Genomic DNA, 14,488 nt, shown 5'->3' with positions numbered 1-14,488 from the left:
GCTGCCCCCTTTCTGCCATGCCTGCATTCCTGGAGCGATTCCCCGTGCACACCGTCGAGCCCGATGTCGTGACCGACGTACTGATCGTCGGCAGTGGCCCCGCGGGCGCGTCCGCCGCGCTCGCCCTGAGCACCTACGGCGTACCGAACATCGTCGTCACCCGCTACGCGAGCCTCGCCGACACGCCCAGGGCGCACATCACGAACCAGCGCACCATGGAAGTGCTGCGCGACCTAGGCGTGGAGCAGGAGGTGGTCGCGAAGGCCACCCCGCAGCACCTCATGGGCAACACGACGTTCTGCACCAGCCTCGCCGGCGAGGAACTCGGCCGGGTCCGCTCCTGGGGCAACGACCCTCTCGTACAGGCCGCGCACGAACTCGCCAGCCCCACCCGCATGTGCGACATGCCGCAGCACCTCATGGAGCCCGTGCTCATCGACGCGGCCGTCGCGCGCGGCACGCAGTTGCGCTTCAGCACGGTCTACAAGTCCTTCGTCCAGGACGCCTTCGGTGTGACGGTCACCGTCGAGGACCGGCTGCGCGGCGACGAGTACACGATCCGCGCCAAGTACCTGATCGGCGCCGACGGCGGCCGCAGTCAGGTGGCCGAGGACGCCGGGCTGCCGATGGGTGGCCAGATGGGGGTCGCCGGGAGCATCAACATCGTTTTCGACGCGGACCTGTCGAAGTACACCGCACACCGCCCGTCCACCCTCTACTGGGTGCTGGCGCCCGGTGCCACCGTCGGCGGCATCGGCGCGGGTCTGGTGCGCTGCGTCCGGCCCTGGAACGAGTGGCTGATCGTCTGGGGCTACGACGTCACCGCCGGCGCCCCCGATCTGACCACCGAGTACGCCGAGTCCGTCGTACGCCAGTTGGTCGGCGACGACGACATCCCGGTGACCATCAAGTCGTCCTCGGCCTGGACCGTCAACGAGATGTACGCCGAGACCTACTCCAACGGCCGCGTGTTCTGCGCCGGAGACGCCACGCACCGCCACCCGCCGTCCAACGGCCTCGGCTCCAACACCTCCATCCAGGACTCCTACAACCTGGCCTGGAAGCTCAAGCTCGTGCTCGACGGCACCGCCTCCCCGAAGCTGCTGGACACCTACACCGCCGAGCGCGCCCCGATCGGCCGGCAGATCGTCACCCGCGCCAACAAGTCCATCGGTGAGACGGCCCCCATCTTCGAGGCACTCGACGGCCTGTCCCCGCAGACCCCCGAGCAGCTGTGGGCGAACATCGCCGCCCGCAAGGACGACACCGAGGCCGCGCACAAGCAGCGCGCGAAGCTGCGCGAGGCGATCGCCTTCAAGGTCTACGAGTTCAACGCACACGGCGTCGACCTCAATCAGCGCTACGCCTCCGCGGCCGTCGTGCCCGACGGCACCCCCGACCCCGGCTTCGACCGCGACCCCGAGCTGTACCACCAGCCCACCTCCCGCCCCGGCGCCAAACTCCCGCACGCCTGGATCACCTCGGGCACCCGCACCCTGTCCACCCTCGACACCGTCGGACAGGGCCGCTTCACCCTGATCACCGGTATCGGCGGCGCGGACTGGGTAGGGGCCGCCGAATCCCACGACCTGGAGATCGCCACCGTCGTCATCGGCCCCGGCCAGGAGTACGAGGACCCGTACGGCGACTGGGCACGACTGAGCGAGGTGGCCGACGGGGGCGCGCTCCTCGTACGGCCCGACGGTTACGTCGCCTTCCGGCACCCCACGGCGGCCGCGTCCGGCGAGGACGCCGAGGCTCTGCTGGCCGGGGCGGTGCGGCGGATCCTCGGGCACGCCTGAACGGAAGACGCAGGAGATGACCACCGAATCCACATCCACCACCCGCCTCACCGAGGCCGTGGTCGACAGCCTCGACGGCACCGGCGACCCCCGGCTGCGTGAACTCCTCGCCGCCCTCATCCGTCACCTGCACGCCTTCGCCCGCGAGACCCGGCTGACGCAGCAGGAGTGGGAGCGGGCGATCGGCTTCCTCACGGCGACCGGGCAGACCTGCTCGGACACGCGGCAGGAGTTCGTCCTCCTGTCGGACGTGCTCGGCGTCTCGATGCTCGTGGAGACGATCAACAGCGGCGCACCCGGCACGGCGACCGAGTCGACGGTGCTCGGCCCCTTCCACATGACCGAGTCCCCGGCCCGTGAACTCGGCGCGGACATCGACCTGATGGGTGGCTCAGAGCCGTGCGTGGTCAGCGGCCGGGTACTGTCCCGGGACGGCACTCCGCTGCCGGGCGCGGTGCTCGACGTCTGGCAGGCGAACGCCGAGGGCTTCTACGACGTCCAGCAGCCGGATGTCCAGCCGGCGGGCAACGGGCGCGGACTGTTCGCCACGGACGCCGAGGGCCGCTTCTGGTTCCGTACCTGTGTGCCGAGCCCCTATCCGATCCCCACCGACGGCCCGGTCGGCGGCCTCCTTCGAGCGACCGGCAGACACCCCTACCGCCCGGCCCACATCCACTTCATCGCCTCCGCCGCGGGGCATGCATCGGTGACCACGCACATCTTCGTGGCGGGCAGCGACCATCTCGACTCGGACGCCGTGTTCGCGGTCAAGGCAAGCCTCGTGCAGGACTTCGCCGAGACCGACGACCCGTCCCTGGCAGGGCAGTTCGGCATTCCGAACCCGTTCCGGCACGCGTGCTTCGACCTCGTACTGAACCCGGCCTGAACCCGGACCGGCATACCGAAAGGTGAAATCCATGCCCCTCGGACTGCTCCGGCGGCGATCCAGGAATGCCCCCGGAAGCGCGGCGGGCCTCACGCTTCCCGTCCCGGCCGGAGCGGGTGGCGTCGTCCGCGAGGTCCTGGATCCGGTGAACCAGCCCCTGGGCGCCGCCGATGTGACGGTGACGGAGCTTCGCAGTCACCAGGTCGTGGCGCGCGGCACCACCGATCCGTACGGACTGTTCATGGCTGTTCTGCCGCCGGGCAGCTACAGCCTGATGGCCATGGCCGAGGGGCTGGAACCCCACCGGGAGACGGTCGAGATCGTCGCCGACGCCGGCGTCGAGACCCAGCGGGTGTGGCTCCAGCCTGCCCGGCAGGCCGACCTCCCGGTTCCCGGCACCTGGCTCTTCGACCCGCCGCACACCGCGATCCGGTTCATCGCCAAGCACGTCGGAATGGCTCATGTGCACGGCCGTTTCGAGCGCTTCGAGGGCGGCATCCAGGTCACGCAGGACGTGGCCGACTCCCGGGTCCATGTGCGCATCGACGCTTCGAGCATCACCACGGGCAACAACACCCGGGACACGCACCTGCGTTCCGCGGACTTCCTGGACGTCGACCGTTTTCCGTACATCGACTTCAGGAGTACCCGCTTCGCCTATCGGGGCGGCAGCAAGTGGTCGCTGCTGGGCACGCTGACCATGCACGGAGTGAGCAGATCGGTGTCGCTGGACACGACGTACCTGGGCATGGTCAACGGCGGCTACGGCGAGGAGTTGCGTTGCGCCGCCCTCGCCAAGGCCGAGCTGCACCGCGAGGACTACACGCTCAACTGGCGGACCATGCTCGCTCGCGGCATCGCGGTGGTCGGCCCCACGGTCCAACTGGAGCTGGACGTCCAGGCGATGTACCGCACGCATGACACACCGACACCACCCGAGTAGTTCACTCGGTGCCGTCACGCGGTACACCCTGCGCGCAGATTCTTAATGAGGGAAAGGAGAGGTTGAAAAGTAAAACATCAGGCGTAGAGTGCGATCATGCGCGGCTCGAAAGGCGCAACTCGTCCGTCTGCCCGCTGCGTTGAGCGTGCCCGGTGACGTCCTCGCGGGAGCCGCCGCGAGCACCGGGACACCCCCGCCCCGCATCCTCGGCACGCTGGCGTCCTCCGTCGCCCTGTACTGGGCGGGAATGGCGCTCGACGACTACGCGGACGCCACCGTCGACGCGGTGGAGCGCCCGGACGACCCGTACCGTCCGGGCGAGTTGCCCGCCGCACCGCGCTGGCCACCGCCTGCGGGCTCACCGCCGCCGGACTCGGCCTCGCCGCCCTGACCGGCGGCCGGCGGGCGCTCGGCGTGGCACTTCCGCTGACCGGGCTGGTCTGGGCGTACGACCTGGGCCTGAAGTCCACCCCCGCCGGCCCCGCCGCGATGGCGGGCGCACGGGCACTGAATGTCCTGGCCGGTGCCGATCCCGGGCGCCGGGCGGCCGCAGTGCCCGCCGCCCTGCTGATCGGCGCGCACACCTACACCGTGACGGCGCTGAGCCGCCATGAGGTGACCGGTGCGCCCCGCACGGTGCCCGCCGCCACACTGGCCGGCAGTGCGGCAACTGCGCTGGCCGCCACGGCACTTCCCGGCGTACGGCGACGCGGCCGCACGGCACGGATCGGCGCGGCCGCCGGCGCGCTGGGCTACCTCGCCTCGTACGGCACGGCGCAGGCACGGGCTGCGCGGGAGCCGTCCGCGGCGAACGTACGGGGCGCCGTGGGCACCGGGATCATGTCGCTGATGCCCCTGCAGGCGGCGCTCACCGCGGGCGCCGGCGGCACGGGTCTGGCAGGCGTCCTGGCCGTGGCGCACCCGCTGGCGCGCAGGGTCGCCCGCAAGGTGTCGCCGACATGAGCCCGAGACCCAGCACGCCCTCGGTCCCCGACACAAGCCCGGCAGCCGAGTCGCACTTGGCATCCACGCGGTTAGAGCGGCTGCGGTTCGGCTTCGGCACCAACGGCTTCGTCAACCACCGGCTCGACGACGCACTGACCGTGCTCGCCGACCTGGGCTACGACTCGGTCGGCCTCACCCTCGACCACGCCCACCTCGACCCGTTCGCCGCCGACCTGCCCCGGCAAGTCGCCCGTCTGGCACGGCGGTTGGACCGGCTCGGGCTGGCGGTCATGGTGGAGACCGGGGCGCCCTACCTGCTGGATCCCTGGCGCCAGCACCTCCCCACCCTGATGTCCGCCACCGCCGCCGAGCGGCGTGTGGACCTGCTGGGGCGCGCCGTGCGCATCGCGGCCGACCTGGGCGCCCCGGCCGTCCATCTGTGCAGCGGTCCGGCCCCCGAGGGCATGCCGGAGGAGGAGGCCTTCAAGCGCCTGACCGCCGGCTGCGAAGAGGTCCTGGACATCGCGCGCCGGCACGGCGTGGCCCTGGGCTTCGAGCCGGAGCCGCACATGTTCGTCGACACCGTGCAACGCGTCCTGGACCTGCGCCGACGGCTGGGCGACCCCGACCTGTTCGGCATCACGCTCGACATCGGCCACGCGCACTGCGTCGAGAACCTTCCCCTGCTCGACTGCATCGGCCTCGCGGCGCCGCATCTGGTGAACGTGCAGATCGAGGACATGCGGCGCGGCGTGCACCAGCACCTCGAACTCGGCACGGGCGAGATCGACTTCCCGCCGGTGCTGGCCGCTCTGAAGGCCACCGGGTACCGGGGACCGGTCTCGGTGGAGATCCAGGGCGCGTCCCTGAACGCTCCCGAAGTCGCCCGCCGCTCCCTGGAGTTCCTCAAGGCCGCCGAGCCCTTCCCGGCCGTCGGCCGCCGCTGCGGACGCGGACCGCTCGTCCCCGGCTGGACGGTCGCCGACGCCGCGCGCGCCCGGCTCCTCGAAGCCCTGCCGGTGCGCGGAGCCGCCTACGCGTTCGAGGGGCGCGCGATCCATGGCGTGCGGGAGCTGCCGGTGGCTTGGTAGTGGCCTGGTAGTGCTTCAACTGCTCGCGGACGACGGCAATTCGACCGTGACTTCGCCCACCTTCACAAGGTAATGTGAAGGCAAAGAGATATTCGCGGCGAGGTAAAGGGGTCAATCATGTTCGATCTCAGGACAGAGGCCGAGATGAGGCTGCACTCGGAAAAGACGGCCAGGGAACTCGCCCTGAAGAAGCAGCGCGAAGTAGCCGATGCGGCGCGCGTGGCCACGGAAGCGACAGTCGCGGACGACATGGACCCGCCGAAGGGGTAGATCCGGCGCGGGACGTGCGGCGCCGCCCGCGCCGCACGGCGCAAATCTGCGTCTTGTGTGCGCGGCGGCGTGGTGGAACGCTTCCTGACCGGCGCCCTCGACCACGGACCGGCATCGGCCGGTACGGGCGCCACGGCGTCGGGGGAGTGGACGGATGGACCTGGAGCTTCGGCACCTGCGCGTCCTGTGCGCGATCGCCGATGCGGGGAGCGTGAGTCGCGCCGCCTCGGACCTGGGCTACTCGCAACCCGCCATGAGCACGCAACTGCGCCGCATCGAGCGCCACTTCGGCCGGCCGTTGTTCGAGCGCAGGGCGACGGGAGTGCGGCCGACACACTACGGCGCCGAGGTCGTCGCCGAGGCCCGCGACGTCCTGGCCCGCGCCGCAGCGATCGGACACCGCCCGGCCGCCGACGCCGCGCACACCCGTAGAACCCTGCGGGTGGCGGCGACCAACTCCCCGGTGCTCTCCGGCATGGTCTCGCGGGTCCGCGCCCGGCTGCCGGACGTCAGGCTCGCCGTCAGCAGCGTGTACGCCTCCTCGCGGATCGTCGAACTCCTGGAGGATGGCGAGGTGGATGCGGCCGTCGCCGCGGACTACCCCGGGATGGAACTGAAGCATGCGGACACGGTGACCCACCGGGGCATCGTCACCGAGCCCACGTTCGTGGCGCTGCCCGCCCGCCATCGCCTCGGACACCACGCACAGGTCTCGCTCGCCGATCTGGCCGAGGACGCCTGGTTCCTGACACCGGACGACGGGGCGGGCTGGCCGGGAGTCTTCCACACGGCCTGCGCGGCGGCCGGGTTCTCACCGGTCGCCGTACATGAATTCCTTGGTGACCAGCTGCAGTTGCAGAGCATGATCGCCGACGGCCTCGGGGTGTCCGTCGTGCAGGCGACGCTGCGGCCGATCCCCGACGTGGTGATCAAACCGCTGATCGGGACGCCGCTGTGGTGCCGTTATGTGCTGGCCTGGCGGCGTGACGCGGTTGCCGAGGACGTGGTGGAGGAGCTGTTCCACTCCGCTGCTGTCGCCTATCGCGAACTCGCCGAGAAGTCACCGCACTTGAAGGCTTGGGCCGCGCGTACATGGCGGGCGGGCGGGGCGTAGCCCGTCCCGCCGTTGTGGGGGTGTTATGGCCGGTCGCCGCACAGTGCTATGTCACATTCCATTGTTGGGCGCATGCGGCGCTGAGATGGTGCCTCACGCGCCTCAACACCCGTATCGAGGCGCATCCCTCCGCAGAGGAGTCCAGAGATGCGCTACCTCTTTGCGCTGCCCAGACGCGCCGCCGTCACCCTCGCCGTCTGCACCACCCTCGCGGGCCTGCTGTCGGTGCCGGCGCTCGCGGCACCCCCCACTGGGCACGGCGCCACCCCCATGACCACGGCCCGGAAGGTGACGCCAACCCCGCCGCCGACCGGCTCGACCACCACCACCGCCGACCAGCCGGCCGTACAGGCCCGCCCGTTCACCACGGCCCAACTGCCGCCGTTGAAGCCGACCCCCTCCCGCACCCGGCCCGCCACACAGACCGGACCGAAACCCAGACCGAAGCCGGTCTCGTGCACCCCGGCCGACTTCGCAAGCAGGACCGGTTCGGCGCTCGTCGCCTTCGTCGAAGCCTCGACCACGGGCTGCGTCAACACGCTGTTCGCCGTGACCGGCACCGACGCCCGCGACATCTTCCGCCAGTCCCAGATGGTCACCGTGGCGAAGGCCTTCACGCGAGAGGCGCAACGGTATCGGGGCGACAACTCCTCCGGGGTGTGGCAGCTCGTCCTGTTCCTGCGGGCCGGCTACTACGTCCAGTTCAACCGCCCGTCCGACGTCGGCCCGTACGGCGCGCCCCTGGCCCAGTCCACCACCCGCGGCCTGGACGCCTTCTTCGCCAACCGGCACTCCCGGGACGTCAGCGCGGCGAACGGAGACGTGCTGGGCGAGACCGTCATCCTCACCGACAGCGCCGACCAACAGGCCCGCTATCTGACCGCCTATCAGCGCATGCTCAAGGCCTACGACGGCTCCTACGACGCGTTCCCGAGCATGGTCGCCGCCGTGAACGACGTCTACACCCCGCTCTGGCGCGGCAACTGGAACCCGGACTACGTCAACGCAGTGACCGCCGACCCGGGCATCGCCCGGACCCTGCACGGGTTCGCGCTCAAGCACCTGGACCTGCTCGGCACCGACCGTGCCTACCTGGACTCCAACGCCGGGATGAACGTTGCCCGTTACGTCGAACACACGGCGCTGCGCGCCACGGTCCAGCCCCTGGCCAAGGACCTGCTGAACGCCTCGAAGATCACCGGTCCCACGGCCGGGCTCTGGGTCGCCGTGGCGACGCAGGCCGACTACTACGACCGCCCCGACTGCTCGTACTACGACATCTGCAACCTGCCCGCCCGGCTGACCGACGCGGCCCTGCCCCTCACCCACACCTGCGACGCGACCCACACCGTCCGGGCCCAGGCGCTCACCTCCGCCGACCTCGACGCCGTATGCGCCGACCTCAGCGCACAGGACCCCTACTTCGACGACCTCGTCAAGGACGACGGCCCCATACCGGGCCAGTACCTGTCGACGGTCCAGTTCGTCGTCTTCGCCACCCGCGCGGACTACCAGACCTACGCCGGGGCGATCTACGGCGTCAGCACGGACAACGGCGGCATCACCTTGACCGGAGACCCGGCCGACCCCGCCAACCAGCCCCTCTCGATCATGTACCAGAAGCCCTCCGACGACGGCTTCACGGCCCGCGTCTGGAACCTCAACCACGAGTACACGCACATCCTCGACGCCCGCTACGACATGAAGGGCGACTTCACCCGGCAGACGTCGGTGCCGGACGTCTGGTGGATCGAGGGCCTGGCCGAATACGTCTCCTACGGCTACCGGGGCCTGACCGACGAGCAGGCGGTCGGTGAGGCGGCCAAGCACACCTACCGGCTGAGCACGCTGTTCCAGAACACCTACGCGAACAGCGACGTGATCCGCACCTACCCGTGGGGCTATCTCGCGGTCCGCTACATGTTCGAGAACCACCCGGCGGACATCCAGCGCATGCTCGCCCGCTTCCGGGTCGGCGACTACACGGGCGGATACGCCGTCTACAACTCCGACATCGGTACCCGCTACGACGCCGACTTCGACCAGTGGCTCACGGCATGCGCCGCCGGCGCCTGCTCCGACACGCCCGCCCCCGGAAGGCGTAGTGGATCGGTGATGTAGGCCGGACGGGGCGGCGGTCAGTGCTGGGGCGCGAGCCGCGCGCTGATCGCGGAGCTCAAGCCGTGGCGCCGGACTTTTGCGGATGCGCCGAGGGTCGAAATGGAGTATGGAGCGCCCAAGATCCCAAATTACTACTTAGTGCATGTATATGCTCACATTAAGTAGTCAACCCAGGGCTTTGCGCCCAGGTGAGAAAGGGTCAACCATGCGCAAGTTTCAGCGCGCTGCGGTCGTAGCCGCAGCGGTCGCGGGGCTGTCCGTTCTTGGTGTCGGCGTCGGCTTCGCCGACGAAGCCGACGGGCCGCGGCAGGCCACCGAAGTCACCCCGCAGTGGCACTTCGCGCCGGTGGAGAGCTCCAAGAAGGCGACGCCGGAACAGTCGCCCAGATACACCGTGCCCGAGTTGGATCTCAACCGGTTCATCGACGCGTTCGTCGCGCCGGCCTCCCCCAAGGATGCGAGCGACAAGTAGCCAGGCCTCAAGAGGGCGGGCGGCTCCGTAGTCCGCACGCCGGTCGGCCCAAGTCCGTCAAGAGCAGCAAAGGCAGCCCGGACGCGCAGAGACCCATCAGGGTGCGCGCCTGGGCTGCTGCCGTGTCCGCGGTCCTTCAAGGCCCGGGTGCCCGCCGGTCGACGGCGAGGACATCCGGGCCTCCATTGCGCTCGGGAACGGGTACACGTTCCGGCGTCCGTAGATCCGTGCGGGAAAGGCGCCTCCGCCAAGAGGAAAGCAATCATCTGTATTCGCGAATGCCGGACCGGGGCGGGTTCCCGATCCGGTATTTCGGCTTTCTGGGACAGTGGCGGTCGACCGGGTTTTCCGGGCAAGCGAAAACCCCGGTGCCCCGGCTTGCGGCCGGGGCACCGGGGTGAGCTTTTGTCCTACTTACCGCCGACGCTGTTGTTGCAGCCCATGGACGAGCCCAGCGAGGTCGACTGCGCGCCCTCGTTGCCCTCGCCGTTCAGGGCGCCGCCGAGCAGGCCGTTGAGCAGTCCGACCTGGCCGAGGATGTCCAGGTTCAGGTCGTGTGACCTGCAGGTGGTGCTCTGCAGGACGGTGCTGCCGCCGCCCTTGCCGCCGTCGTCGTGGGCCTGAGCGGTGCCGGCACCCAGGAGGCCGACGCTGACGGCGGCGACCAGAACGGCAGCCTTGCGAAGCTGGTGCATGTCATCTCCGGTGGAGTGAAGTGGATGCGACCTGCGATAGATCGACTTCGTGCAGTTGTGGAGGTTAATAAGAAATATCCCCGGAACATCCGGCGGCGCGCCGAATTCGGGAAATCACTCACTACCCTGGTCGATGGCCGGGAAATACGCCTTGTGAGTGAACGGCGACGTAAGCAGATATTGAGGCCTGCCAACTTGGCAGGGCGCCGGGCGAGTTGTTGCGCGCCGTGTACACCTGGCGCACGCTGGTCACATGGGTGAGCACGACGGCCCCACGCTGATCACCTCCGTCCAGCGGGCCTTCCGGCTGCTGGAGGCGGCGAGCGCCCACGAGAACGGTGCGCCGGCCAAACAGCTGGCACGGGAGACGGGGCTGCCCCTGGCCACCGCCTATCACCTGCTGCGGACGCTGGTCCACGACGGATACCTGCGGAAGCTCGGCGACGGCGGGTTCGTGCTCGGCGACAGACTCCAGACGCTGCAGACCACGGGCCGTGCACAGGCACTGCTCAGCCGGGTCCGCCCCACGCTCGCCGCGCTGCGGGACGAGTTCGCGACCGCCGCCTACCTCACCTTCTACGAGGACGGCGAGATCCGCGTCGCCGAGATCGTCGACAGCGCACGAGCGCCCCGCGTCGACCTGTGGGTGGGGTTCGAGGACGCCGGGCACGCCACCGCCCTGGGCAAGTCCGTCCTGCGGGAACTGGACGACGAGGCCCGCAACGACTACCTCTCCCGCCACCGTCTCGCCGACCTCACCCCCCGGACGATCACCAGCCGCCCGGAACTGCTCCGGCGGCTGGAGGCCTCACCCGTCGCCCCGGCCGTCACGGACATGGAGGAGTACACCCTCGGCACGGTCTGTGTCGCCGTTCCCGTCTACAGCGGCGACACCCTCGGCTCGCTCGGCGTCTCGATGCCGGCGGAGCGGCTCTCCCGGCTGCCGGAGATCCGGGCGCGGCTGCTGCCGACGGCGGACCGTGTGACGAGGAGCCTGTCGCTCACTATCTGAAAATCCTCTGCTTGTGACCGCCCGGGCTCACCGCGTTTCCTGGATGAAACAGACATTTCAGTGGCGGGCCCCAGGACCGACGTGCCCCACACAGGTGAGGACTGCAGACGAAAGATGAGTCAGGCCCGAGACCATGACGGCGGACACTGGCCGATACGGTCGCTCCGGCGCGCCGTCGCGCAGCTGGCCGCGGGGGCGCCCGTCCTGCCCGTGCTGATCGTCTCCGTGATCGTGCTCGCCGACCTGGCCGGCGGAGCGGGGATCACCTGGCTGCCGATGCTCGCGGCCGGGCCGGCCCTGGCCGCCACCACCAACGGCCCGCGCGGGGTCCTCTGCGTCGGCCTCCTCGCCGCGGTGCTGGGTGCCGTGCTCGGCACCCGCAACGGCGTCCCGAGCAGCGAGCTGGCGGCCGTACTGTCCGCCCTTGCGGCCGTCACCCTGGCCAGCGGTCTGGCCAGCTGGCTGCGCGGACGCCGGGAGCGGGTCCTCGCCGCCGTCCGCTCGGTCGCGGAGACCGCCCAGCATGCGCTGCTCGCGCCCGTCCCGGCGACCGTCGGCCCGTTCCAGGTGGCCGTCCGCTACAGCGCCGCCGCGGCCGAGGCCCGTATCGGCGGCGATCTCTACGCGCTGATTCCCACCCCGTACGGGGTACGGCTGATCGTCGGTGACGTGCGCGGCAAGGGGCTGCCGGCCGTGGGAACCGCCGCGCTGGTGCTCGGCATCTTCCGCGAGGCCGCCTACGACGAGCCCGATCTCCTCGCCGTCGTCGACAGGATCGAGCGGAGCCTTGCGCGCAACCTCGGCAGCGACGACTTCGTCACCGCCGTGGTCGCCGGATACCCGAAGGCCGGGCAGCTGGAGGTGGTGAACTGCGGACACGCCCCACCGCTGCTGGTGCGCGGGGACGGCAGCGTCACGGCGGTGGAGTCCACGCACCCGGCCCCGCCCCTAGGGCTGCGCGCACTCACCGATCACACCCCCGGCCTCCAGGTGCTGTCCTTCGCCGACCGGGACCAGCTGCTGCTGTACACCGACGGCGTCACCGAGGCCCGCGACCGCGGCCGCGCGTTCTATCCACTCCACGAGGGGCTTGCACGCCATGTGTCCGACGACCCGGCCCGCACCCTCGGCGCGCTCCATGACGAACTGCTGGCACATGTCGGCGGCCGCCTTCACGACGACGCGGCGCTGCTCCTGATCCGTAAACCGGCCCTCTGCGAGCCTGCCGCCGACGGGGAGTGCGACGACATGGACCTCGCCTCCGAAGCCGCGTGACGAGCAAGTCCGTGGCGAAGAGGGCATGCCGGTGTGCCCGCTGCCGCTCTCACCGTGCGGCGGCTGGGCCGGCGGCCGGTTCTCTCCACGCCTCGGCGGCCGTGAGGGGAACCAGGGCCGGTGGCAGTGCCGAGGTCGCCAGTTCGATGCGGCGTCCCTCGGCCGCGGAGCGCAGGAGGGCGGTCATCGTCTCCAGCACGTGCAGGGCGAGAGCGCCGCTCGCGCGAGGCGCCCGCTGCCCGTCGGCAGTGATGAAGTCGAGCAGACCGAGGCCGCGCGCGCCGTCGACGTAACCCGCCGACGGCGGGAGCGTGCGCCACTGGGTGCCGCCGAGTTCGAAGAGCCGCACCTCGCCGTCGAAGTGGTTGGGATCCGGCACCGTGAGCGTGCCGGTCTCGCCGTGGACCTCGATCGGGGCGGCCGTGGTGGCCACGCCGTCGAAGCTCGTCGTGATCGTCGTCAGGGCACCGCCCACGTGCTCCAGCACACCGGAGACATGACTGTCCACCTCGACCGGGATCCGCTCGCCCGCGCGGGGGCCGGAACCGATGACGCGCTCGCCGCGCAGCCGGCCGGCCGCCCCGACCACGGCACGCACCGGCCCCAGCAGATGCACCAGGGACGCCAGGTAGTACGGCCCCATGTCGAGCAGAGGGCCGCCTCCGGCGGTGTAGTAGAAGTCGGGGTGGGGATGCCAGCGCTCGTGTCCCGGGGTGACCATGACGGCCGAGGCGAACTGGGGGCGCCCGATCCTTCCCGCCTCGACGGCCGCCCGTGCCGTCTGGACTCCGGTGCCCAGGACGGTGTCCGGCGCGCATCCCACGCCGACTCCCGCCCTCTGGGCGGCATCCATGACGGCCCGGGCGTCGTCGAGGGTGGCGGCCAGCGGCTTCTCCCCGTAGACGTTCTTCCCGTGGCCGATGGCGCCCAGGGCGATCTCGGCGTGGGCGGCGGGGACGGTCAGATTCAGCACCGTGTCCACGTCCGGGCTGCCCAGCAACTCCTCGACGGCCAGCGCCCGGGTATCGGGCAGCTCGGCGGCGACCGCGGCCGACCGCGCGGCGTCGAGGTCGGCGACCGCGGTGACGTGCACGGCGGGATGGCCGAGGAGCGTGTCCAGGTACGCGCGGGAGATCACGCCGAGACCTACGATGCCGATGCGGTGCGCGTCGCCCACAGCATGCCCCTCTCGACGACGGTGCGGACGTTCGGGTTCTCCAGTACGTCCAGGCTGTGCCCCGGTGTCGTCACCACGATCCGCCCGGCGCCCCACTGCCTGGTCCAGATCGCCGGTGAGATGACGGGCCGCTGCCAGGGCTGCCAGGGGCGGGCGGGGTGCGTGGTGGTGGCCAGAACGTCGATCAGATCGTCGTGCAGCACCCAGTACTGCTCGGTGCACAGCTCGAAGTCGTCGAGCCCCTCGGTGACGGGGTGCTCACGCCCGAGTTCGGTGATGGCGATGGTGTACGGCAGGAAGTTGTCCTCCTCCTCGCCCCGGCGCTCGCACGGCTCCTTGCCCGGGTGGCAGGCGAACTGGCCTCCCACCAGCTGGAGATAGTCGGAGGAGGCACGGAACGAGTCGGCGATACCGCCGTGCCAGCCGGTGAAACCGGTACCGGCCGCGACCGCCGCGCTCAGTCCCGCCACCTGCTCGGCGCTGATCTCCGACATCGAGACGCACTGCACCACCAGGTCGGTGCTCGCCATCTCGGCGGCATCGGCGTAGACATCGGTCGACTCCTCGACCCGGACTGTGAAACCGCTCTTTTCGAGGAAGGGCAGGAACAACTCCGTGGCCTGGACCGGCCGATGCCCCTCCCACCCACCTCGGACCACCAGGGCTTTCTTCGGCTGCATCGCGT

Annotated in this window: 14 protein-coding genes and 1 pseudogene; 12 read left to right on the top strand and 3 right to left on the bottom strand. The window is 70.5% G+C overall.

What is annotated here, in order from left to right; all coding sequences use genetic code 11:
• The first annotated feature begins 17 nt into the window (after positions 1 to 17).
• The 10 genes and pseudogenes from ACWDAG_RS11125 (at position 18) to ACWDAG_RS11080 (ending at position 9,644) form a co-directional block, all read left to right on the top strand.
• Positions 18 to 1,802 carry an FAD-dependent oxidoreductase gene (locus ACWDAG_RS11125; protein WP_450695308.1) on the top strand — a complete coding sequence of 595 codons (1,785 nt, stop codon included), beginning with the start codon at positions 18 to 20 and terminating at the stop codon, positions 1,800 to 1,802.
• 16 nt (positions 1,803 to 1,818) lie between these two features.
• On the top strand, positions 1,819 to 2,688 hold the full coding sequence (locus ACWDAG_RS11120) for an intradiol ring-cleavage dioxygenase (protein ID WP_450695307.1): 870 nt from the start codon (positions 1,819 to 1,821) through the stop codon (positions 2,686 to 2,688).
• Positions 2,689 to 2,719: 31 nt separating this feature from the next.
• On the top strand, positions 2,720 to 3,631 hold the full coding sequence (locus ACWDAG_RS11115) for a YceI family protein (protein WP_450695306.1): 912 nt from the start codon (positions 2,720 to 2,722) through the stop codon (positions 3,629 to 3,631).
• A gap of 139 nt (positions 3,632 to 3,770) precedes the next feature.
• Positions 3,771 to 4,022 carry a hypothetical protein gene (locus ACWDAG_RS11110; protein ID WP_450695305.1) on the top strand — a complete coding sequence of 84 codons (252 nt, stop codon included), beginning with the start codon at positions 3,771 to 3,773 and terminating at the stop codon, positions 4,020 to 4,022.
• 23 nt (positions 4,023 to 4,045) lie between these two features.
• A complete protein-coding gene (locus tag ACWDAG_RS11105; protein ID WP_450695304.1) occupies positions 4,046 to 4,594 on the top strand; it encodes a hypothetical protein in 549 nt (182 codons plus the stop codon).
• Positions 4,591 to 5,496, top strand: a pseudogene (locus ACWDAG_RS11100) (sugar phosphate isomerase/epimerase family protein); the annotation flags it as partial. The gene ACWDAG_RS11105 and the pseudogene ACWDAG_RS11100, both read left to right, overlap by 4 nt.
• Before the next feature lie 288 nt (positions 5,497 to 5,784).
• Complete coding sequence (locus ACWDAG_RS11095) at positions 5,785 to 5,937, top strand: hypothetical protein (RefSeq protein ID WP_450695303.1); 153 nt, start codon at positions 5,785 to 5,787, stop codon at positions 5,935 to 5,937.
• A 154-nt stretch (positions 5,938 to 6,091) separates the two neighbouring features.
• On the top strand, positions 6,092 to 7,051 hold the full coding sequence (locus ACWDAG_RS11090) for a LysR family transcriptional regulator (protein WP_450695302.1): 960 nt from the start codon (positions 6,092 to 6,094) through the stop codon (positions 7,049 to 7,051).
• A 147-nt stretch (positions 7,052 to 7,198) separates the two neighbouring features.
• Entirely contained in the window at positions 7,199 to 9,172 is a 1,974-nt protein-coding gene (locus ACWDAG_RS11085; protein WP_450695301.1) for a collagenase, read from the top strand.
• A gap of 205 nt (positions 9,173 to 9,377) precedes the next feature.
• Positions 9,378 to 9,644, top strand: a complete 267-nt coding sequence (locus ACWDAG_RS11080) for a hypothetical protein (protein WP_450695300.1) — start codon at positions 9,378 to 9,380, stop codon at positions 9,642 to 9,644.
• A 410-nt stretch (positions 9,645 to 10,054) separates the two neighbouring features.
• On the opposite strand, the gene ACWDAG_RS11075 is transcribed toward ACWDAG_RS11080, so the two are convergent.
• Positions 10,055 to 10,339 (bottom strand): hypothetical protein, encoded by a 285-nt coding sequence (locus tag ACWDAG_RS11075; protein ID WP_344398743.1) that lies wholly within the window; start codon positions 10,337 to 10,339, stop codon positions 10,055 to 10,057.
• A 253-nt stretch (positions 10,340 to 10,592) separates the two neighbouring features.
• Here ACWDAG_RS11075 and ACWDAG_RS11070 point away from each other — a divergent pair, with 253 nt between their 5' ends.
• Both ACWDAG_RS11070 and ACWDAG_RS11065 read left to right on the top strand, forming a co-directional pair.
• Complete coding sequence (locus ACWDAG_RS11070) at positions 10,593 to 11,351, top strand: IclR family transcriptional regulator (protein WP_450695299.1); 759 nt, start codon at positions 10,593 to 10,595, stop codon at positions 11,349 to 11,351.
• 114 nt (positions 11,352 to 11,465) lie between these two features.
• Entirely contained in the window at positions 11,466 to 12,626 is a 1,161-nt protein-coding gene (locus ACWDAG_RS11065) for a PP2C family protein-serine/threonine phosphatase (protein WP_450695298.1), read from the top strand.
• Between the two features lie 49 nt (positions 12,627 to 12,675).
• Here ACWDAG_RS11065 and ACWDAG_RS11060 read toward each other — a convergent pair whose 3' ends face one another.
• Both ACWDAG_RS11060 and ACWDAG_RS11055 read right to left on the bottom strand, forming a co-directional pair.
• Positions 12,676 to 13,803: a Gfo/Idh/MocA family protein gene (locus ACWDAG_RS11060; protein WP_450695297.1), complete on the bottom strand. Its 1,128-nt coding sequence runs from the start codon at positions 13,801 to 13,803 to the stop codon at positions 12,676 to 12,678.
• On the bottom strand, positions 13,773 to 14,483 hold the full coding sequence (locus tag ACWDAG_RS11055) for a ThuA domain-containing protein (protein ID WP_450695296.1): 711 nt from the start codon (positions 14,481 to 14,483) through the stop codon (positions 13,773 to 13,775). Before ACWDAG_RS11055 ends, ACWDAG_RS11060 begins: the two co-directional genes overlap by 31 nt.
• Between the last annotated feature and the right edge of the window lie 5 nt (positions 14,484 to 14,488).

It is taken from the genome of Streptomyces sp. NPDC001157, assembly GCF_053598255.1.
The sequence above is the reverse complement of the archived record's forward strand: the minus strand, read 5'-3'. Positions and strand labels throughout refer to the sequence as shown.

Coding starts and splice junctions, on each gene's coding strand:
- ACWDAG_RS11125 (WP_450695308.1), top strand. CDS start 18: ATGCCTGCATTCCTGGAGCGATTCCCCGTGCACACCGTCGAGCCCGAT.
- ACWDAG_RS11120 (WP_450695307.1), top strand. CDS start 1,819: ATGACCACCGAATCCACATCCACCACCCGCCTCACCGAGGCCGTGGTC.
- ACWDAG_RS11115 (WP_450695306.1), top strand. CDS start 2,720: ATGCCCCTCGGACTGCTCCGGCGGCGATCCAGGAATGCCCCCGGAAGC.
- ACWDAG_RS11095 (WP_450695303.1), top strand. CDS start 5,785: ATGTTCGATCTCAGGACAGAGGCCGAGATGAGGCTGCACTCGGAAAAG.
- ACWDAG_RS11090 (WP_450695302.1), top strand. CDS start 6,092: ATGGACCTGGAGCTTCGGCACCTGCGCGTCCTGTGCGCGATCGCCGAT.
- ACWDAG_RS11085 (WP_450695301.1), top strand. CDS start 7,199: ATGCGCTACCTCTTTGCGCTGCCCAGACGCGCCGCCGTCACCCTCGCC.
- ACWDAG_RS11080 (WP_450695300.1), top strand. CDS start 9,378: ATGCGCAAGTTTCAGCGCGCTGCGGTCGTAGCCGCAGCGGTCGCGGGG.
- ACWDAG_RS11075 (WP_344398743.1), bottom strand. CDS start 10,339: ATGCACCAGCTTCGCAAGGCTGCCGTTCTGGTCGCCGCCGTCAGCGTC.
- ACWDAG_RS11070 (WP_450695299.1), top strand. CDS start 10,593: ATGGGTGAGCACGACGGCCCCACGCTGATCACCTCCGTCCAGCGGGCC.
- ACWDAG_RS11065 (WP_450695298.1), top strand. CDS start 11,466: ATGAGTCAGGCCCGAGACCATGACGGCGGACACTGGCCGATACGGTCG.
- ACWDAG_RS11055 (WP_450695296.1), bottom strand. CDS start 14,483: ATGCAGCCGAAGAAAGCCCTGGTGGTCCGAGGTGGGTGGGAGGGGCAT.